General features: G+C 47.3%; 17 protein-coding genes. 11 read left to right on the top strand and 6 right to left on the bottom strand.

Translation table 11 applies throughout. From position 1 onward, the window contains the following. Nucleotides 1-188 (top strand): hypothetical protein (locus DXN05_RS24945; RefSeq protein WP_211330052.1); only part of this gene is annotated, 188 nt, incomplete at its 5' end. A gap of 123 nt (nt 189-311) precedes the next feature. Here DXN05_RS24945 and DXN05_RS14390 read toward each other — a convergent pair. Both DXN05_RS14390 and DXN05_RS14385 read right to left on the bottom strand, forming a co-directional pair. Then, on the bottom strand, nt 312-2,564 hold the full coding sequence (locus tag DXN05_RS14390) for a cation:proton antiporter domain-containing protein (RefSeq protein WP_116847956.1): 2,253 nt from the start codon (nt 2,562-2,564) through the stop codon (nt 312-314). Nucleotides 2,565-2,664: 100 nt separating this feature from the next. Continuing rightward, nucleotides 2,665-3,144: a YkgJ family cysteine cluster protein gene (locus DXN05_RS14385; protein WP_116847955.1), complete on the bottom strand. Its 480-nt coding sequence runs from the start codon at nt 3,142-3,144 to the stop codon at nt 2,665-2,667. A gap of 87 nt (nt 3,145-3,231) precedes the next feature. Between DXN05_RS14385 and DXN05_RS14380 the strand changes: the two genes are divergently transcribed. Then, a complete protein-coding gene (locus DXN05_RS14380; protein ID WP_116847954.1) occupies nt 3,232-4,158 on the top strand; it encodes a sterol desaturase family protein in 927 nt (308 codons plus the stop codon). Between the two features lie 119 nt (nt 4,159-4,277). Here DXN05_RS14380 and DXN05_RS14375 read toward each other — a convergent pair whose 3' ends face one another. Then, nucleotides 4,278-5,060: a hypothetical protein gene (locus tag DXN05_RS14375; RefSeq protein WP_116847953.1), complete on the bottom strand. Its 783-nt coding sequence runs from the start codon at nt 5,058-5,060 to the stop codon at nt 4,278-4,280. 32 nt (nt 5,061-5,092) lie between these two features. Beyond that, the gene (locus DXN05_RS14370) at nt 5,093-5,305 is read right to left on the bottom strand and encodes a hypothetical protein (RefSeq protein WP_116847952.1); all 213 of its coding nucleotides are present in this window, start codon (nt 5,303-5,305) and stop codon (nt 5,093-5,095) included. Nucleotides 5,306-5,804: 499 nt separating this feature from the next. Between DXN05_RS14370 and gcvP the strand changes: the two genes are divergently transcribed. After that, nucleotides 5,805-8,684 (top strand): aminomethyl-transferring glycine dehydrogenase, encoded by a 2,880-nt coding sequence (gene gcvP, locus DXN05_RS14365; RefSeq protein WP_116847951.1) that lies wholly within the window; start codon nt 5,805-5,807, stop codon nt 8,682-8,684. 225 nt (nt 8,685-8,909) lie between these two features. Here the strand turns inward: gcvP and DXN05_RS14355 are convergent, their stop codons facing one another. Next, complete coding sequence (locus DXN05_RS14355) at nt 8,910-9,473, bottom strand: DUF4142 domain-containing protein (protein ID WP_116847949.1); 564 nt, start codon at nt 9,471-9,473, stop codon at nt 8,910-8,912. 140 nt (nt 9,474-9,613) lie between these two features. Between DXN05_RS14355 and DXN05_RS14350 the strand changes: the two genes are divergently transcribed. From DXN05_RS14350 to DXN05_RS14335, 4 genes are all read left to right on the top strand, one after another. Further along, nucleotides 9,614-9,841, top strand: a complete 228-nt coding sequence (locus DXN05_RS14350; RefSeq protein ID WP_147313925.1) for a hypothetical protein — start codon at nt 9,614-9,616, stop codon at nt 9,839-9,841. A 91-nt stretch (nt 9,842-9,932) separates the two neighbouring features. Beyond that, complete coding sequence (locus tag DXN05_RS14345; RefSeq protein WP_116847947.1) at nt 9,933-10,430, top strand: hypothetical protein; 498 nt, start codon at nt 9,933-9,935, stop codon at nt 10,428-10,430. 44 nt (nt 10,431-10,474) lie between these two features. Next, a complete protein-coding gene (locus DXN05_RS14340) occupies nt 10,475-11,044 on the top strand; it encodes a hypothetical protein (protein ID WP_116847946.1) in 570 nt (189 codons plus the stop codon). A 168-nt stretch (nt 11,045-11,212) separates the two neighbouring features. Further along, nucleotides 11,213-12,499, top strand: a complete 1,287-nt coding sequence (locus DXN05_RS14335; RefSeq protein ID WP_116847945.1) for a serine hydrolase — start codon at nt 11,213-11,215, stop codon at nt 12,497-12,499. On the opposite strand, the gene DXN05_RS14330 is transcribed toward DXN05_RS14335, so the two are convergent. Beyond that, on the bottom strand, nt 12,462-13,244 hold the full coding sequence (locus DXN05_RS14330; protein WP_116847981.1) for an NIPSNAP family protein: 783 nt from the start codon (nt 13,242-13,244) through the stop codon (nt 12,462-12,464). The two genes, DXN05_RS14335 and DXN05_RS14330, sit on opposite strands and share 38 nt — an antisense overlap. 343 nt (nt 13,245-13,587) lie before the next feature. On the opposite strand from DXN05_RS14330, the gene DXN05_RS14325 reads away from it, so the two are divergent. The 4 genes from DXN05_RS14325 to DXN05_RS14310 are packed head-to-tail and all read left to right on the top strand — an operon-like array spanning nt 13,588 to nt 20,087. Beyond that, complete coding sequence (locus DXN05_RS14325; protein ID WP_158559257.1) at nt 13,588-16,800, top strand: SusC/RagA family TonB-linked outer membrane protein; 3,213 nt, start codon at nt 13,588-13,590, stop codon at nt 16,798-16,800. Between the two features lie 19 nt (nt 16,801-16,819). Continuing rightward, complete coding sequence (locus DXN05_RS14320; protein WP_158559256.1) at nt 16,820-18,355, top strand: RagB/SusD family nutrient uptake outer membrane protein; 1,536 nt, start codon at nt 16,820-16,822, stop codon at nt 18,353-18,355. A gap of 14 nt (nt 18,356-18,369) precedes the next feature. Further along, entirely contained in the window at nt 18,370-19,068 is a 699-nt protein-coding gene (locus DXN05_RS14315; RefSeq protein WP_116847942.1) for a fasciclin domain-containing protein, read from the top strand. Between the two features lie 5 nt (nt 19,069-19,073). Next, nucleotides 19,074-20,087, top strand: coding sequence for a DUF5007 domain-containing protein (locus DXN05_RS14310; protein WP_116847941.1), 1,014 nt, complete (start codon nt 19,074-19,076; stop codon nt 20,085-20,087). Nucleotides 20,088-20,146: the final 59 nt, after the last annotated feature.

Here is a 20,146-nt window from a genome sequence, read left to right as displayed (position 1 = left end):
AGCAGTTACAACGGCTTGTGCCTAAAGCAATCAGGCACTATAATGAAAAAAGAATCCATCAAAGCCTGGGCTGGCGTTCTCCGGCAGACTATGAACGCTGGCTGAAAGGGCTGAAGAAAGCACAAAGACCCAAATGGAAAATCTATAAAAAAGAATCCTCGTTGCAAAGCAATGTCTTTTGCAAATGAACCGCTTTAATCAGCTGTATCAGAAAAAACATTACTTTACAACGAGGTCTATTATCTACAAAAAAAGTCAACCTTATTCAGGCAAGTACAGCTAAGATCCATTGACTATTGACTATTCACTGTTCACTGTTTTCCTACACTGCTGCCTTTTTTATAGGCTGTAATCAACCGCCTGTCTCCCACAATCCATATCACATCACTCCACTGGAACTCCGTATCTGACGCAGGATTCAGCAGGTGTTCGCCATTGCGTTCAATACCCACCACCAAACCGTTTGTTTTTTCACGGATACCCGAAGCACGGATGGTTTTGCCCTTCAGGCGTGTGATTTCATCCACCACGATGGTTTGCAGTACAATGTTTTCAATATCTGCAGCGGGCTGCTCGGCAGGCACAGTGTCTATAATTTTCCTGAAACGCTGCATTTGCTCATCGGTGCCTATTACGCCAATTGCATCGTAGGGAAAGAGTTTTTCATAGCGGCTGGGGGCATAAATAATACGTTCCCCTCTTTTAATAAAGGCGATATTGATGCCGTATTGTTCACGCCAGGCCAGGCTTTCCAGCGTGTTGCCGGTAAAGGGCGCATCAGCATGTATTTCAAAATCTGCTAAGTGCGCATCCCATGGCGTTAATGATTCATTGGGTTTGGAAACAGCGGCTGCCGCCCTTTCGCGTGCATGCAGGTTGCGCAGAAAACGTTTTTCAATACGGTGATAGTAATGATGCAGGCGGCGGTAAAACACAAACAACATACCCGCCATTACCGGTACTACCACCAGCAGCGCAATGCCGCTCGAAAACAGTCCGTCAACCAAACCGCCCAGCAATGCAATGGCAATAAGATTGCGCACTATTTCAATAATCACGAGCGGACCGCGGTTGTATTTTTTATCAAGCCACAAATCAACATAAGCAGATGATTCAGGCCGTTTGGCTACCATGCCCCATAAAAAAGGCACCATGGCCACCAGCGCAATCACCAGCGTAATGGTATTGGCCAGCCAGGGCTGTGCTATTTTCTGTTGCAGCAGCGGCGCCAGGAAACGCAGTGCCAGCAGTATAATGGCCACGGCTACTATGCCATTGATCACGATAATGGTACTGTAGGCTTTCAGTACTACCTTCCATTTATTCTCTGCACGTATCTGCTGCGTGCCCGATGCGTATTTATTTAAACTGTCGCGCACACGCGCAGGCAGCCAGCTGTTAATGCGGTTGTACACCGGCTCTGACCAGCGGATAAAATAAGGCGTGGTAAATGTAGTGATGGCCGAAATAGCCACTGCAATAGGATACAGAAAACTGCTGGTTACTTTCAGTGTAATGCCCAGCGTAGCAATGATAAAAGAGAACTCACCAATCTGCGCAAGGCTCATACCCGCCTGTATGGATTGTTTCAGCGGCTGGCCCGATAACAGCGCGCCCAGCATGGTGCTGATGAGTTTGCCAAAAATGGTAAGCAGTGTTAAAATAATCACCGGCCCTTTGTGGGCGGCAATGGCACCGGGATCAATCAATATACCCACCGATACAAAGAACACGGCAGCAAACAAATCTTTCACAGGTTTAACCAGGTGTTCAATGCGTTCGGCAAGTGTTGTTTCTGCAAGAATAGAGCCCATCACAAACGCACCCAGTGCAGGCGAAAAGCCGGCATGTGTTGCCAGCACCACCATACCCAGGCAAAGCGCAAGGGCCACAATAAGCAGGGTTTCCTCACTCATCAGCTTGCGTGTAAAACGCAGAAAACTGGGCAGCAGGAATATCCCCGACACAAACCACAATACCAGGAAGAATAACAGTTTCAGCACCGTAACCAGTAAGTCACCACCTGCAAAATCGCGGCTCACGGCCAGTGTAGACAATAACACGAGTATCAATATAGCCACCAGGTCTTCTACAATCAGCACCCCGAATACCAGCCCGGCAAACTGCTGGCTTTTTACCCCCAGCTCTTCAAATGCCCGGATGATAATGGTGGTGCTGGATACAGACAAAATACCGCCGAGAAAAATACTGTCCATACCCGACCATCCCATTAAACGCCCTGCACCATAACCCAGCAGCAGCATGCCCGCAATTTCCACGATCGCGGTAACACCTGCAGTGCCGCCTACGCGCACCAGCTTTTTAAAACTAAATTCAAGTCCCAGGCTAAACAACAGGAAGATTACCCCTATTTCGGCCAGTGTATTAATATTGGCTACATCGGAAACAGTGGGTACAAAGGAGATATGTGAACCCACCAGCAGGCCGGCCACTATATACCCCAGTACCAGCGGCTGTTTCAGCCATTTAAACAACAAAGTCACCAGTCCTGCGGCAACGAGAATTAAAGCCAGGTCTTCAATCAAATGCGGTAAATGCGCCATACAGGGTTACAGGTTTTAATGAAAAAAATATCAACTCAGCCAACTTTAAACATTCAACTTCAAACCCTTAAACAATGAAACCATCAAGCAATTATACAATTTACCCGTCAATCAATTTCTCTAACACATAATACACAATCGGACAAAATGTTGAATTTTTCAGCGTGATCTGTGGCCTTTTCAGCAAAACATCTTCATCTGTATAGGGAAAGCGTTCACAGTCAGACGGGCGCACCTCGTATATGCCGCAGTAATTATCGGCCCCCAGAAACGGGCAGGGAGATTGTTTTACCACGTAATCGCCATCTGAATCGAGCCGCAGATAGGTATCGATAAAAACGCTTTCACGCATGCCCAGGTGTTTGCTAATGCGTTTGATATCAGGGGTTTTAAAACGGGGGGAATAGTTTTTACAACAGGCAGCGCAATCCAGGCAGTTCACGTGCGTGAATGCCTCTTCGTGCAGGTCGGGCAGCTGTTTTAACACTTTGTTTTTATCTGCCCGCTGCAATAATTGTTTGTACTTTTTCTGATGCTCGGCTGACTTTTTTTGCCAGTTATCCAGTTTTACTTCACCCATGTATACAAAACGTTAAAAAATCCTTTTAATGAACATTACCTTGCATTCCGTTACTTTGCAGTAATAACCCAAAGGTAACCCATTAACATGGAAGGATTAAGAGAACAATGGCTGATTCTGATTTCGATGCCGGTATACATCATCATTATTGGTCTAGAGTTAGTGCTTACACACATGCAGCACCGTAAGGCTTACACGGTGAAAGACACTGTGCACAATGTATACCTCACCCTGCTGAATGCCGGACTGGACATTATTTTCAGGGCGGCATATGTTGGCATACTCGGTTATTTTTTCCAACATGCTTTAATGACCTGGCAGCACGTGGTTGCCTACTGGATTATGCTGCTGGTAGCAGAAGATTTTATGTATTACTGGCTGCACCGGTTCGACCATGAAGTACGTCTTTTCTGGGCCGTGCACGTTACCCACCACAGTTCACGCTATTTCAATTTTACCATCGGCTTCCGCTCATCGGTATTTGAGCCGCTGTACCGCTTCATTTACTTTATTCCCCTGGCATGGCTGGGTTTTCAACCCCTCGATATTGTATTCATGTACTCTGCCACGCAAATATGGGGAACACTGGTACATACGGAACTGGTAAACAAACTGGGCTGGCTCGAATATATCCTGGTTACCCCATCGCACCACCGCGTACACCATGCCAGCAATCCCAAATACCTCGACAAGAATATGGGTATGTTCCTGATTATCTGGGACAAAATATTTGGCACCTTCCAGGCCGAACTGCCCGCCGAAGAATACCAGCCCATTAAATACGGCCTTACCACCGACCTGGTTGATACCAATCCCGGCAACCTTGTTTTCCACGAATGGAAACAGATGGTGCAGGACGTTTCCCGCGAAGACCTCACCATCCAGGAGAAAATAGGCTATGTGCTGGGCCCTCCCGGCTGGAGCCACGACGGCAGCCGTATGACCAGCGAAGAAATGCGCGCCGCCGAAGAAGGCCAGGTGCCGGTTGGGGCTATGGTAAGCAGGCAATCCTGAGGAATAACGAACAGGGTCCGAAGGACTCCTTTGGAGAACAGGGGATAACGAATATTGAAGGGGAAAAAGGAAAATATTGTATAAACAAACGGCCTGTAACGTACAGGCCGTTGTTGTTTTTACACAGCCGGCTTAACGCCATTACCGTTTACAATACTCAGGTACGATACATTGATGTTCAGTACCTGGCTCATGGGCACAATAAAATACTCGCCCGGTATAGGCACCGGCTGACCGGTTTTTGCGGAGTAATAATCCCTGCTGCGTGCTCCCTGGTTTACATGCTCCTTGCGCAGGTCGCGGCGTGTAGCCTGCTGTAATACCAGGTAATCCAGCTCGGTAGAACGTGGTTTGTAGTAGTAATTCACCAATATGCCGGAGTATATTACCGTAGATTCTTTGGTATTTGACAGTACGCTTACATAGGTAACATCTATCGATGCTGTTTTTTGCCGTTCACCATTTTCATTAAATACAATGCCTTCAAACACCTCGTACCACTCGTTGCCGAGGCCCAGTAAACGGGTAATCCACCCGTAACGCAGTTCCAGACGGTTAACCAGCAACCCCAGCAGGTAGCCGGTAAGTATAGCAACAAAGCAGTAAGCCAGAAACGACAGCACATCATGCCCAAACACCCGGTTATCAATAGGAAAATCCTTATTGGAGTAAAGTATATTAAGAATAAGGTCAAACTTTACGTATAGGCCGAAGATAAACAGCGTAAGCAATAATAATACATGTATAAAAATGGGTATCAGGCTAAAAACCCAGATAGAATCTGTAAAAGACAAAGTGCCCAATAGCTCTTTGAGGTTTTCTTCCCGGTTTACAGACATGCGGAAAGAGATAGCAGGCAGGAAAAGCAGGGTAAGAATAAACGCCCCAAGCGCAATGTTCATGCGGCAGTTAATAATAGGTTAGCGTACAAAGATTATTTTTGATTATCAACAGCGGAAGACAAGCGAACCATCATGGTTTTGGGCTTAGCTGCTGCACCTTGGGCAGATGTGGCAGGTACTAAAAAAGAGATAACCTCGCCATGAAGAAAGGCATCTTGCTTGTCGTTGATGGCATCGAGCATAGCGTATACTGCCCCAGGAGTTTTGAGGAGCGCACGGCCTTTATTGCTTATTCTCGCTTTCATTCCACTAATGTACAAAGTATTGTACTTAAAACCAAATTGTGTAACGTTGTTTACAGGGTGCTATTACAATCGTATATAATTGATTATGAAATAATTAAACACCACAGCGCGCATCATCAAATGCCTTTGCAACAGTCGATACCGTTGGTTACGCAGCCGCTTCGCCAACTGCTCACCTATACTTCACCTACTCACGGGCTAACCATGAGCGAATGATGATCGAATCATGATCGAATCATGTGCGCTAATTGATTAATAATCAATAAACTGATTCATTCCCGGTAAATCGCTACGGGTGGGCCTGCCGCTTTTATGCACGATTAACCGCACAATTGTTACCTGGTGAAACAACGTATTTATGCCTTTGCGGGTTTGCTCGTCTTTCTTCAACAACACAAGCGATTGCACAACCTTTCCCCATTCACAAGAAATTGCTTTTTTGAACCTTCTACATCGTAACTTTGCGCATTCTTTTCAAAAAAAGTGGTCAACAATAGTCATGAATCTATTTGAAGCACAATCCAGCGAGTTCCAGAGAAGGCATATCGGTGTTAATGCTGCCGATACAAAGGCCATGCTGCAAACCATCGGTGTGGGCAGTTTAGATGAACTGATCAATAAAACCGTACCTGCCGCCATCCGCCTGCAGGCACCGTTAAACCTGCCGGCTGCCATCAGCGAGCAGGAATACCTGGCCGAACTGCAGCAGGTTGCCGCTAAAAACCAGTTATTCAAAACTTACATTGGCCAGGGTTACTACAATACCATTACGCCAAGTGTTATCCTGCGCAATGTGTTCGAAAACCCGGGATGGTACACACAGTACACCCCTTACCAGGCCGAAATTTCACAGGGCCGCCTCGAAAGCCTGCTGAACTTTCAAACCATGGTGAGCGACTTAACAGGCATGGAAATCTCCAACGCCTCCCTGTTAGACGAAGCCACTTCAGCAGCCGAAGCCATGGCCATGTTTTTTCACCAGGTGAACAAAACAGACAATATTACCAAACCAAAATTCTTTGTAGACAACAGCGTTTTTGCCCAAACACGCGATGTACTGGTTACAAGGGCCACTCCTATCGGCATTGAACTGGTATTCGGCGATTTCCGCAAGGCACTGCTCGACGATACGTATTTCGGTGCCTTTATACAATACCCCAACAGCGAAGGTTCTATTGAAGATTACCGCGGCTTTATCGCCAACGTACACCATGTAGGCGGCTTTGTTACCATGGCAACCGACCTGCTGGCTTTAACCCTGCTTACCACACCCGGCGAACTGGGCGCAGACGTTGCCGTAGGCAGCGCGCAGCGTTTTGGTGTTCCGTTGGGTTATGGCGGCCCGCATGCAGCATTCTTTGCCACCAAAGAAGAATTCAAACGCAATATGCCCGGCCGTTTGATCGGCGTGAGCATTGACGCACAGAACAACCGTGCCCTGCGCATGGCCCTGCAAACACGTGAACAGCACATCAAACGCGAAAAAGCAACTTCCAATATCTGTACCGCACAGGCACTGCTGGCCAATATGGCTGCCATGTATGCCGTGTACCATGGTCCCGCAGGTTTAAAACAGATGGCTGAACGTGTTGCCCTGCTTACGCAAACACTGTCTGAATCACTGGCAGAACTGGGTTACCCAACCGTACATGCACATTATTTCGATACCATTAAAGTAGCGGTTGATGCAGACAAGGTGAAAGCCATCAGCGACAAACACCAGATCAATTTCCATTACTTCGATAACAAACACATCGGCATTTCACTCGACGAAACCACCACGCAGAAAGATGTGCTGGACATCGTTTACCTGTTTGCCGAACTCAATGGCCTCAATGAAGCCACCATCGGATTCGATGCCGATGAGTACACGCTCACAGCCATCCCTGCTTTTGCAAAACGCAGTTCTGATTATCTCACGCACCCTGTATTCAACACGCACCACAGCGAAAGCCAGATGATGCGTTACATGAAACAGCTCGAGAACAAAGACCTGTCTTTAAATACCAGCATGATCAGCCTTGGCAGCTGCACCATGAAACTGAATGCCGCTACGGAAATGATCCCGGTAAGCTGGCCTGCATTTTCACAGCTGCATCCTTTTGTACCTGTGGCACAGGCCAAAGGTTACCAGCAAATCACCGACGAGCTGGGCCGGTACCTGTCTGTGATCACCGGTTTTGATGCCTGCAGCCTGCAGCCCAACAGCGGTGCACAGGGCGAATATGCCGGCTTGTTAACCATCATGGCTTACCACCATGCCAATAACAACGCACACCGCAATGTGGTGTTAATCCCTATTTCTGCACACGGTACCAACCCTGCTTCGGCAGTAATGGCAGGCATGAAGGTAGTGGTGGTGAAAAGTGATGAAGACGGACATATTGATGTTGCCGATTTAAAAGCAAAAGCTGAACAATACAAAGACACGCTCGGCGGCCTGATGGTAACTTACCCCAGCACGCACGGTGTGTTTGAAGAAAGCATCCGCGAAATCTGTGAAACCATCCACCAGTATGGCGGACAGGTGTACATGGATGGCGCGAACATGAATGCACAGGTTGGCCTTACTTCACCTGCTACCATTGGTGCAGACGTATGTCACCTGAACCTGCACAAAACCTTCGCTATCCCGCACGGCGGCGGCGGTCCCGGCATGGGCCCCATTTGTGTAAAAGCACACCTGGCGCCACACCTGCCCGGTCACCAGGTATGGAGCGACGGCAGCAAACCCAACGGCGCTGTTTCTGCAGCACAATTCGGCTCTGCTTCTATCCTGCTCATCAGCTATGCTTACATTAAAATGCTGGGTGCAGATGGTGTTAAAATGGCAACAGAATATGCCATTCTCAACGCCAACTACATGAAAGCGCGTCTTGAAAAATATTATAAAATACTGTACACCGGCAACAACGGCACCTGCGCGCATGAGTTCATCATCGACCTGCGTCCGTTTAAAGCAACCAGCGGTGTGGAAGCAGAAGATGTGGCCAAACGCCTCATGGACTATGGTTTCCACGCACCTACCCTCAGCTTCCCGGTACCAGGCACTATCATGGTAGAGCCTACAGAAAGTGAGGACAAGGCTGAGCTGGACCGCTTCTGCGATGCGATGATCAGCATTTACGAAGAAATAAAAGCCATTGAAGAAGGCAAAGCACACAAAACAGATAACCCGCTGAAAAATGCACCACATACCCAGGCTGTTATCTGCGCCGATGAATGGGCACATGCTTACACCCGCAAGGAAGCAGCCTTCCCGCTGTACTATGTTACACAGAGCAAATTCTGGCCATCCGTATCCCGTATCAACAACACCTACGGCGACCGCAACCTGATTTGCACCTGCGAACCCATCGAATCATACATGGAAAACTAGGGCAATGGTTTTCATTGTTCAATTGTTTCATTGTTCCTGCATAAAAAATAAAAAAGAGCGCCAGGCGCTCTTTTTTATTTTTATCACTGCCGAAGCCGCTGTCCCCGCCGCGCTTCTTCCTAACATCAACCCGCTTCGATAAAATCGCACCATCAAGCCCTCCGCTCCGGTAAATTGAACGTTTGAACTAGTGAACCTATTAAACCATCCAACCATCCAACAATGCTATTTCATCGCGCTATGAATGGCATTGGCCGAATCAAGGTGCACATTCAGCACAGGTAGTGTACGTTGTGCAAATGATTTGATCGTAGTATCTTTCAAATTGTCACCTGCCTTCTGAAATTCGGCAATATCTTCTTTGTGGTCATCTACCATCATATCCATATAAGCTTTATCAAAGTCTTTTCCTTTTTTCTGCATCAGCTCGTTCACGTGTTTCTTCTGCTCGTCTGAGAGGTCGCCCGGCAGGGTAATATTTTGTGCTGCCGCAAGGGATTTCAGTTCATCATTCGCCTTGGTATGGTCCTGCACCATCATATTACCAAATGCTTTAACACGTGGGCTCACGGCATTCTGCGCGGCATACTGCCCCAATTGTACTTCCATTAAACCGCCGCTGGCGGCTTTCGCGGTAAAATCAGACACGTCTTTGTCAGCCGTGCCTTTTGCTTCATTCATGGTTTTGGCACTGTCTGTACTGTCTGTTTTAGCGGTATTGTTATTTCCACAACTCTGCAGGGCATACATCGCGGCAAGGACTACAGTGCAAAGAATCAATCGTTTCATACATGGTATTTTTTATTGGTTAATCAATAATGCAGGTACTCTTTCAAATCATAGGCCATTCGCACCTGCCCGTTGTAAAAGTTTCTGGCACAGAAATTAAAGCGATAATAGTATTGTTCACCTATTTAAAACAATCGCGTATGCCTAACGAAAACACAGATAAACAGGGCTTTGCAGCGGAAAACAACGATCAGCAAAGAGACAATGCCGCCAAAGGCGGCGCCATGACCGGACCAGGCGTAGCAGACAGCAAACATGCAGTATCCGCACCCTATGATGCAGATATTCAAACACAACTGGCCGCCAAATCAGGCAAAAAACACCCCCATACGAACAATAACAATCCGGACAAGGACGCAGAAAAATGATGCGTGTTTTGCCCATCATAAAGCGGGTGTAGAATATGCACCCGCTTTATGTCAACAACCCGTTTTCCTTTTAACAATAAATAAAAGTGTTATGGCAAAAAGCAGCAATGTATCAAAAGACTTAACAGACACACCGCGTGATCTGAAGGAAATGGAGAAGGAAAGCGCCAACGTAGACCTTCCCGAAATGGATGATATACCCGGCCAGGAAAATGTTGAGCCTGCACCGCTGGGAGAACTGGCAGATACCACCTTCTCTTCAGCCGATGAAGAAGGGGATGAATTATTTGATGACACAGACGACGACGACATTTTGAACGATGACAGTGATGTAACCGAAGAGGAACGTGACCTGCTCGACCGCAGCGCCAACAGCGACCCTGCCTATGAAGATGAAACAGGGATTCGCAACGCAGCCCTTGACAGCACAGATTTTGAAGGTGAGCCATTAAACGAGGCAGGCCTCAACTCTTCCGTTTCGGGAGAAGACCTGGATGTACCCGGGTCAGAAGAGGATGATGAAGATGAAGACATCGGGGAAGAAGACGAAGAAAACAACAATTACAGCCTGAACGGCGAAAACGCGTAACAGCAGGCATTTCGCCGCACAGCTAACCATTAAACGCTGATACTATGTCAAACATCATTAAAACCTTGCAGGAAAAGCTTGGTTATAGCTCATTTGATAAAATTGATCCCAATAACCAGCAGAATAAAAGCGAACTGGTGCAAAGTGCCACTACCGATCACTTTGACCAGGCAGCTACCATTGCCACACTGGTAGGCCTGTATAAATTCGGTACTACCGAAGATGGTTCGCGTGCCCTTACACAGACATTGCCGGCAGATTTGCTGCAGCTGTTATTCCGCGATAAGGAAGAAGAAGTGATTGAAAAGGTAGCCCATTATGGCAACCAGGGTTATGAACAAACAGAAGCCAGCATGACGCAGGTGGCACAAACCGCCATCAGCACCATGCAGCAGGAAACAGGCCCTGATATAACACCGGAAAAAATACGCAACTGGCTCGCCGGTCAGCGACACAACATACTTGTGTACCTGCCGCCCGATCTGAACATGGGCGATGCCGTAAACGACACCTCTATTGAAGACAGAACCAATAAAATGGAAGGACCTGTCTCTAACCTTATGCACGCCATTGAAGACATTTTTGCAGAGAAAGACAAAAGCAAGGAAATATAACACCAGCATACCTGCTGCCGTTATTTGCCAATACAAAAAAGCGCGGACCAAACATCTGCGCTTTTAATTTATACAAGGAGCAAGCAGTCAGGAACTTTAAACCTCAAACGATTAAACTTTTTAACCTTTGCCGCGACTTGCCTATATTTCCGTTGCCAATTCACGATCATGAGAAAATTTACCGGCATCGCTGTACTCGTCTTTGCATGTTTAACCGTACAGGCGCAGGAGAAAAACAGCGCCTGGCTGCGTTCACTGCTTGCAGAAAAAGGCTCTCCCCTGCTGCACCAGATACTGGAACAGCCCGATACCTTTCATTACCAGCTCATCTATACCAAAATAGACCGCGACCAGCACAACGTGCCGCATTTCACCAATTACTTCCTGCATGTAAACAAGGAAGCCTACTTTAACCCGGCCTCTACCGTAAAACTGCCCACCGCATTGTGCGCACTCGAAAAAATAAACAGCCTGCGCAATAAGGGTATTGACAAGTATACCACCATGCTTACAGACAGTGCCTACGAAGGACAAACAATGGTACGCAGCGATACCAGTGCTGCCAATGGCTTACCATCTGTAGCGCACTATGTAAAAAAAATATTTCTCACCAGCGACAACGATGCCTACAACCGCCTGTACGAGTTTGACGGGCAACAAACCCTTAACCAGTCACTCTGGCAAAAAGGTTACCCCGACATACGTATTGTACGCCGCTTTGCACCCGCAACAGAAGAAGGCAACCGGCATACCAACCCCATCCGCTTTATGAACAACGGAACGCTGGTATACACACAGCCCGCAGCATACAGTTCGTTAACCTTCGATTATACCAAACCTGTTTTTGAAGGCAGGGGACATTATGATAAAGATGAGAACCTGGTAATGACACCCATGGATTTCACGCGCCACAACAACCTGCCGCTCGAAGACCTGCAGCAACTGCTGCAATCTGCCCTGTTCCCGGCCTCTGTGCCACGCAGCAAACGTTTTAACCTTACGAAAGATGATGAAGATTTCCTGTACCAGTATATGTCGCAATACCCTTCAGAAACGTTGCACCCGAAATACGATACCAGCGAATACTTCGACAGCTATACCAAGTTCTTTATGTTTAAAGCGGGTAAAAGCAAAATACCCGCAAACATGCGGGTATTCAATAAGCCGGGCTGGTCATACGGTTATTTAACAGATGTAGCCTATATCGCAGACTTTGCGAACCATGTTGAGTTTATGCTCACAGCCACCATTTATGTAAACAGCGATGGCATCATTAACGACGATAAATACGACTACGACACCATCGGCTACCCGTTTTTTAAAGAAACAGGTACAATCCTGTACAACTATGAATTAAGCAGACCCAGGCAGTACACGCCCGATCTGCAGCGCTTTAAACTGCACTACGACAGCGAGGTTACAGGTCAGAGTATGCCACAGGGTGCAGGAAAGTAATTTCCGCCTTTGATACATTGTGCTGGTATTGCGGCTGACCGGATACATTTTTCCACGCAGCATCGGTATTGAACGCCTTCCAGTGTTCATCACGCTCAGCCATGCTGTTAAAGCTGGTCATGTACATTAAATTGGGCATATGGCTGCCCGCAATAACAGATGCATAAAACACCGCATTAAAACCAAGTCGTTTAAAGATGCTGATTTCATCACCATCATTAAACATCTTCACCTTGTTTGCAAACAGCTTTTCCGAAGGGCTTTCATAACTGCGCAGCTCATACACATGCGCTGTTTTATTGGCATCCAGCTGCGGCACATTACAGGTGGGCGCCAGCGGGAACGCCTGCAATATTACCTGTTCCATACGCTCATAGGCAGCCGCATTATATGCTGCATCCGTATAGGTGATGGCAGCTCCCTGGTAAGCAGCATTGGCCTGTATGCGCTGCTGCAACTGCTGCAATGCATCAAACGAAGCAACAGGCAGCAATACATACAGCCGCTTGTCTGCCGAAGTATCGTTACCCATCCATTTAAACACACCGGCTTTCGCAATACCAGCTTTGTGCAATGCAGGCAGGTAGGCCTGCTGCAGGTAATCATCCAGCAGCTTTTCCTGGGTATTGTTCCTGAAATGATAAATGGTAAGCTGGTACCATTCCTGTGCAGGCTTTTTATCAAAGGCAAACGCAGTGCATACTGCGGTAAGGGCCACCAGTAACAGGGACGCTTTTTTAAACATATAACTGATCATTTTTTAGCTGTAAGGCGCACACAATTTAATTGTATTATACAGCATTTTACAGCTAAAAACATTTTAGCCGGTAATACTGTGTCTCCGGCCGCTCATGCAATTCCTGCGGCGGAATATACATTCATATTATAGTTTACCCACATGCATGATAAAAAAAGCGCAAACGTTTGATATATGGGGCGCAAACGTTTGTGTTACATGCAGCGGCATTCCGGCATTTTTATCAACGTGGCAACATGGCTTGATATCCTATATTTTAGGTAAAACTTTTTAACTGTTTATGGGAAATCAACTGTTGGCCATTTTAAGAATGGTACAGCAAAAAACGTTCATGCCAGTGTTCCGTACAGGCATGTTGCTCACGTTACTGCTGTACCCCTGTTTGTCAAAAGCCTGGCAAACCTCCCCCACTGCTGTTACAGGCATTGTACACGCCGCCGACGGCACGCCATTGTCTGGTGTATCGGTTAAAGATGCATCCGGCAAAAAAGGTGTTTTTACCAACGACAAAGGCGAGTATGAGCTTATGGTAAACAGCACACAAACATCGCTTGAATTCAGCTATGTGGGTTATTTTACAAAGCGCGTTAAACTCAACGGGCACACCAGCATTAACACGGTTTTATCTGCCGATGATAAAAACCTGCAGGAAGTGGTGGTGGGTACACAACGCCAGTCGAAGAAAACCACTACTGCAGCCATCTCCTCTGTCAGCGGAAAGCAAATCGAAAACCTCCCTGCCCCCACGGTCGACCAGTTGTTGCAGGGCCGTGTTGCGGGCTTGGATGTGCAGATCAATTCCGGTGAGCCCGGCGCTTCTCCCACTGTGGTAGTGCGCGGCAATACCAGGGTGAGCCAGAATGTGGGCAATGTTGACCAGGCCCGCGCATTGAGCGGACCACTGTATGTAATAGACGGCGTGCCTGTTAACCCCGAAGATGTAAGCGGTGGTTTAGACATTACCGGCACCAACTATCTCGCAGGCATCAACGTAAACGATATTGAAAGTCTTGATGTGCAAAAAGACGCTGCTGCCACCGCAGCATGGGGCTCAAGAGGTGCCAATGGTGTTATTTATATCCGCACACGAAAAGGCCGCAGCAACAAACCCGAATTCAGGGTGAATGTGTACGGCGGTATTACCAAACAACCCGAACTGCTGCCTACACTTACCGGCGCCGAAGAACGTAAACAAAAACTGGCGCTGATAAAAGAATATGCTACACCAGCCGTGTACAACGCATTGCCGCATATACTTACAGATAGCCTTAACCCGCAGTTAAATGCGGCTACCGACTGGCAGGGCCTGTTTTACCGCAACGGCGCTGTGCAAAACGCAGACATGTCAATATCTGCTGCAACAGACAATGTCAACTACCGCTTAAGCGCCAACTACTACAACGAGAAAGGCGTGATCGAAGCATTTGGCCTTAAACGCTATTCGCTAAGAGGCAATTTTGATTTCAGGATCTCTCCCAAATTCACCTCGCAATTTATTGTAGCGCTCTCACGCAGTGACCGCCAGCGCGGCCGTAAACTGAGAACATCAGATGATAACCTCCCCTTAACCGGCTCAGGCATACCGGCTTCTTTTTACCAGCTCAATAGTTTTGATTCACTCAGCTACCAGGGCATGTACAGCAAAGTGCGCAACCAGAATACAGATGGATGGTACTCAGCTTCACTTACGTTGAATTACGACATTTTGCCCGGCCTGCGCTTTACCACCATGGGCACAGCGAGTGTTACTACCAACAACAGGGATTACTTTATGCCTTCCAATATAGATGCCATTAAGGCCGGCCAGGATGATGCAGATGCACAACCATCGTATGCTGAATCAGGCGCACGTACTTACAGCAATTATTTTCTGTCCAATACATTGAACTACGCAAAATCGTTTAACAAACATCACTTAACCATAACAGGTTCGCAGCAATACAATAAAGACATTTCCAAGTATACCATTGCATCAGCATATAACCTGCCCTCTAACGATATCCAAACCGTAACCGGCGCACCACAACAGTACCTGGCTGCCAGTTCAGACTACCAGCAGTCTGCACTGCTCTCTTTTATGGGGCAGGCGCAGTACGATTTTGATCAGAAATACATTGTATACCTGGCAGACAGGGCCGATGCCTCTTCACGTTTTGGCGCTGCTTCCAAATGGGGTTCCTTCCCTTCAGCAGGTGCAGCCTGGATTATCAGCGACGAAGGTTTTATGAAGGGCACACGCAACTGGCTGAACATGCTGAAAGTACGCGGCAGCATCGGTAAATCAGGATCGCAGTCAAACGACTATTATGCGCCCTTCAACGCTTATGTAATCAACGGCACGTACGATGGCAATACCGCCATTTCACCCAGTTATACCAATGGCTTAACCAAAGACAATCTTACCTGGGCCACTACCGTTCAAAAAAGTGTGGCGCTTGAAACGCAGCTGTTCAACAACAGGGTTTCACTGGTAACGGATATTTACGACAAGGTTACCAAAAATGATTACTTCACTTTTAACCTGCCCTTTTATGTAGGGTACGACAACATTACGGCCAATGCCAATAACATGTGGATCAGCAACCGTGGTGTAGAAGTAACATTGATCACACACAACCTGTCGCCCAAAAGCAAATTACAGTGGAATACACAGCTGAACCTGGCATTCAACAAAAACGTGATCGCCAAACTGCCCAACAACAACCGCACCTTTGTAATTGACGACTACTATGGCATTGGCCGCATGTACAGCGTTGGCCAGCCTATTTATGAAATGTTTCAGCTGAAATACCAGGGTGTTTACAATACCGATGCAGAAGTACCCGTAAACCCCATTACCGGTAAAAAGCTTACCTACTTTAAAGGCAACTATGCAGTACAGGCCGGTTACCCCAAATGGGCCGATGTGAACCACGACTACGATGTATGGAGTGATGAAAGCCAGAAAGGCGACCAGTTTGGCGACAGGGTGGCTACAGGTAACCCCAACCCAAAATTCACCGGAGGTTTGGTAAACGACTTCAGCTACAAAAACTTCTCGCTGAGTATTATCAGCACCTTCGCCTGGAAACGCACCATCGTGAATACCTTCCAGCAACAGCAGTTTTCACAGGTATGGAACTATGCTTCTCCCTACAGCAATATCATCAATGCCCTGGCCAGCAAACGCCTGCCTTCGCTCGATGGCCTCAATTACTGGCGCCCGTCTGAATCGGCGAAGAACAGCAACTACAAAGCAGACTTCCCTTCGCTTGACCCCTATGGCCCCAACTACTACCAGTTCAGTGCCTTTACCAATATGTTCAACGAAGACGGCAGTTATTTTAAAATCAAAAGCATCATCCTGGGTTATAAAATGCCGGACAATATTATCTCACGCTTAAAACTGAAAGGCGCAAGAATATATGGTGTAATCGACAACATACACACATTCACCAAAGCACATGTACCCGACCCCGAAGCTGTAAACGCACTGGGTGTGTATACCGGCGGCATGTTCCCTGTTCCGCATAAGGTAACACTCGGTATTGATGTTCAATTTTAGTGAGCTTAAAAATCATTCCATGAAACGCAATTCTTCCTTTCTATACTTACTGGTGCTGCTGGTGATTAGCCAGTCGTGCAAAAAAGACCTGAACCAGGGACCCATCAATTCCACCTACGACCAGGAGTTCTGGACTTCCAAAACCTCGGCCGAGCAGGGTACAGTAGCCATGTACGGCGCATTCCGCGCTGCAATACGTGCGAACAAAGCCTTTTTCATTAACAGTGAAATGACCTCGGGCCTGTTTAATGCAACAGACTGGAACCTGGTATCACTGACAAAAGACGGCGGTGAAAAATTCCCGGTAGCCACCACCAACTACCTGGGTGAATGCACAGACTGGACACGCTATTACAAAGTCATCAGCCAATGCAACACAGTGCTCGACAAAGTAGCAGCCATGCCCGTTGGCCTGTTTGGTGACAACAACAAAAAGAACAGTTACATTGGTGAAGCATTATATGTGCGGGCACTTACCTATTTTACCATGATCCGCATCTGGGGCGATCCGGTATACATTACCAAAACATACGACAACGCAGACTACGGCAACATTCCACCGGTTGCCCGTACCGCTGAAACAGCTGTGCTGGATACCTGCATACTCGACTTAAACAAGGCCGCAGGCTATCTATCCTTTACCGGTGGCGATCCATCTAAAACCACGCGCGCAAGCAAAGGGGCAGCATACGCATTGATGGCACATATTTATGCCTGGCAGCACAAATACGATGATGCCCACAAAGCCTGCCAGCAGGTAATTAACAGTGGCGGTTATGCAATGGAATCTGCTGCAACCTATGCCAACATATGGCAGGGTAAGTCATCGGCAGAAAGCATATTTGAAATACCCATGCAGTTCAATCAGAATGATAACAACTTCCTGAACTCAGCCGATGGCTACAATGATTACAATGACTGGTCTGAAGCGCAGTTTAATTTCTTCAGCATTTTTTTGAAAGATGAACAGGTGGATGATCTTAAATCAACCTGCTGGCTCGGAGATACCAGCATGATCAGGGGTATTTACTGGTACGATAACGATATGCGCTTCAATAATATGCTGCAATATACCCCTGCAAGCGGCGGTGACCCTGCCGGTTTTAAACTGCTGAAGTACGCCAATTTCAAATACCAGAATCCATCCAACAGCACCAATGCCTATGTGAACAATAACCTGGTGCTTTTCAGGCTGGCCGATATATACCTGCTCGATGCGGAAGCATTGGCCATGACCGGCAAAACACAGGATGCGGTAGATGCACTGAACCTGGTACGCCGGCGTGCAGGTATCGAAGATTACAGCGGCGACCTTGACCAGGCATCCCTCGTAAATGAGATCATGGATGAACGTGGCCGCGAACTGATTGGCGAAGGCAGCTGGTTTTATGATATGATACGTACCGAACCGGTAGTACATGCCCTGGAAGGTTACCTCGGCTACCCGGCAGACCGCGTTACCCAGAAAGGTTATTACTGGCCGCTGGATATGGGCAAATTATTCCAGAACGACCCGCTGTTAACACAAAACCCCTACTGGGCATCTCATAACTGATTTAAACGAATTGTATGCGCAACTATTTTCATCACTATATCACTGCACTGGCTGTAGCACTGGTATGTTTCAGCTCCTGCAAAAAAGACAGCTACATTACCGGTGGCGTGCCCTCGGTTACCAAAGTAAACATGACCACCTATGATTACCTGGCAGCCAACTCGTTCCAGCTGTTCGACACAGTGCTGCTGCTTATCGACAAAGCCGGTTTAAAAGATGCCGTTAACCAGCCGGGTACCACCTTTTTTGCACCTACGGATGGTGCAGTGCTTTTATACCTGCAAAACCAAACCCTGGTGGGCCAGTCAAAACAAGGGCTCACGTACAAATACACGCTTGACAGTTTATTGAGCAATGGCCTGCAAACCGTGAAAGATTCTATGAAACTGTACCTGTTTAACAAAACAATCGCGTACGGCGACCTTACCAACGACGGCGACATTTTTCAAACAGCTGCAGGCAACAACGTAGTGCTTTCTTATGAGTATACCAAAGATGTAAACCAGGGTTACAACAACAATGTATCCGGTCAGCCGCAGCTGCTGTACTATACCATGTTGTGGCAGCCGCTGCAACCGCCATTCGTTGCATCAGACATTCCTGATGAAACCGGTTACCGCGTTATTTGCCAGACAACCGGCGTTCAAACCACCAATGGTACACTGAATGTGTTATACCTGCATCCCTTGTTTTTCTCAGGCATTAAAAGATAATTATCATGAAACTGATCAATAAACTGCACCACCGCTGTACAACAGCCCTGCTCAGCACTGTATTGTTGTGCTGCGGCTGCACCAAATACGAAAAAGGCTTTTTAAGTCCTTATATACAATACCCGCTTAAAACCTATACCGTTATTAAAGGAAGGGCCAGCACTACAGACGGCATGGTGCTCGATGGTTCTTCATTACCGGTAAGCGTTAAAATACTGCATGTATACGATGTGCATTCAGGCAAATTGATGGACAGCATTTTCTTCAAAAAATACACCGTACAGGTATGGAACGGTTCATACGATGCTGCCAAAGACACAACGCTGGATATGATAAAGGCCAAGCAAAGCACGCTTGACCTTGAACCCCTGCACATGAACGAACAGAGCGGTTCTATAGAAGCCAATACAGGCACCCTCAACCTTCCTGCAGGCGATTATAATTTTGACATCCAGGTAACCAATATCGGTTCAACCGAAATATTGAAAAGAGATGTAGTAAGCATTACCCTGGTAGATGGCGTACCGTTTGAAGAAGCGCCCGGCGCAGGCAGTGTGGCCAACCAGCTGTTTTTGCTTACAGATGAAAACGTGGTAAAAACACTGGCCAAACCCATTGTTACCATTAAACGCGTGGCCGACAAACCCAACCAGGTTACCCTGCAGCTGGTAGATAAAAATGGGGTTCCCTTTAACCCGCTGAAAGGCGAAATCGTCACCAGGATTAATGGTGGCCTTAACCCCATACCGCCTACACGTCCCAACCTGGGCGATTACACACGTACTTACCAGCCAACAGACACATCGATTGTATACCCCTTCAGCATGTTGCCTATTCCGCTGGCTTCTGCATCGTACGGGTATAACTATTACATGTATTACCGCATTCCAACCAAATATGCACACAGCGATGGCTATCCTGATGACCTGTATACCGTAAACCCGCGTTTCCCGGTACGTATATGGCTCGAAGGCAGTTATACCATCACGGTTAAAATGCCGGATGTGACACACAGGTAAAACCATCCACTGCTGAAATAAAAAGGCCGCCCCCGGTTAGCCGGGGCGGCCTTTTAGTA

The sequence above is a fragment of the Deminuibacter soli genome, assembly GCF_003412455.1.
In the GTDB taxonomy this organism is placed as follows: Bacteria; Bacteroidota; Bacteroidia; order Chitinophagales; family Chitinophagaceae; genus Deminuibacter; species Deminuibacter soli.
The sequence above is the reverse complement of the archived record's forward strand: the minus strand, read 5'-3'. Positions and strand labels throughout refer to the sequence as shown.

Excerpts from the sequence above, each read along its gene's own strand:
- DXN05_RS14390 (WP_116847956.1), bottom strand. The coding sequence starts at position 2,564 with ATGGCGCATTTACCGCATTTGATTGAAGACCTGGCTTTAATTCTCGTT.
- DXN05_RS14385 (WP_116847955.1), bottom strand. The coding sequence starts at position 3,144 with ATGGGTGAAGTAAAACTGGATAACTGGCAAAAAAAGTCAGCCGAGCAT.
- DXN05_RS14380 (WP_116847954.1), top strand. The coding sequence starts at position 3,232 with ATGGAAGGATTAAGAGAACAATGGCTGATTCTGATTTCGATGCCGGTA.
- DXN05_RS14375 (WP_116847953.1), bottom strand. The coding sequence starts at position 5,060 with ATGAACATTGCGCTTGGGGCGTTTATTCTTACCCTGCTTTTCCTGCCT.
- DXN05_RS14370 (WP_116847952.1), bottom strand. The coding sequence starts at position 5,305 with ATGAAAGCGAGAATAAGCAATAAAGGCCGTGCGCTCCTCAAAACTCCT.
- gcvP (WP_116847951.1), top strand. The coding sequence starts at position 5,805 with ATGAATCTATTTGAAGCACAATCCAGCGAGTTCCAGAGAAGGCATATC.
- DXN05_RS14355 (WP_116847949.1), bottom strand. The coding sequence starts at position 9,473 with ATGAAACGATTGATTCTTTGCACTGTAGTCCTTGCCGCGATGTATGCC.
- DXN05_RS14350 (WP_147313925.1), top strand. The coding sequence starts at position 9,614 with ATGCCTAACGAAAACACAGATAAACAGGGCTTTGCAGCGGAAAACAAC.
- DXN05_RS14345 (WP_116847947.1), top strand. The coding sequence starts at position 9,933 with ATGGCAAAAAGCAGCAATGTATCAAAAGACTTAACAGACACACCGCGT.
- DXN05_RS14340 (WP_116847946.1), top strand. The coding sequence starts at position 10,475 with ATGTCAAACATCATTAAAACCTTGCAGGAAAAGCTTGGTTATAGCTCA.
- DXN05_RS14335 (WP_116847945.1), top strand. The coding sequence starts at position 11,213 with ATGAGAAAATTTACCGGCATCGCTGTACTCGTCTTTGCATGTTTAACC.
- DXN05_RS14330 (WP_116847981.1), bottom strand. The coding sequence starts at position 13,244 with ATGTTTAAAAAAGCGTCCCTGTTACTGGTGGCCCTTACCGCAGTATGC.
- DXN05_RS14325 (WP_158559257.1), top strand. The coding sequence starts at position 13,588 with ATGCCAGTGTTCCGTACAGGCATGTTGCTCACGTTACTGCTGTACCCC.
- DXN05_RS14320 (WP_158559256.1), top strand. The coding sequence starts at position 16,820 with ATGAAACGCAATTCTTCCTTTCTATACTTACTGGTGCTGCTGGTGATT.
- DXN05_RS14315 (WP_116847942.1), top strand. The coding sequence starts at position 18,370 with ATGCGCAACTATTTTCATCACTATATCACTGCACTGGCTGTAGCACTG.
- DXN05_RS14310 (WP_116847941.1), top strand. The coding sequence starts at position 19,074 with ATGAAACTGATCAATAAACTGCACCACCGCTGTACAACAGCCCTGCTC.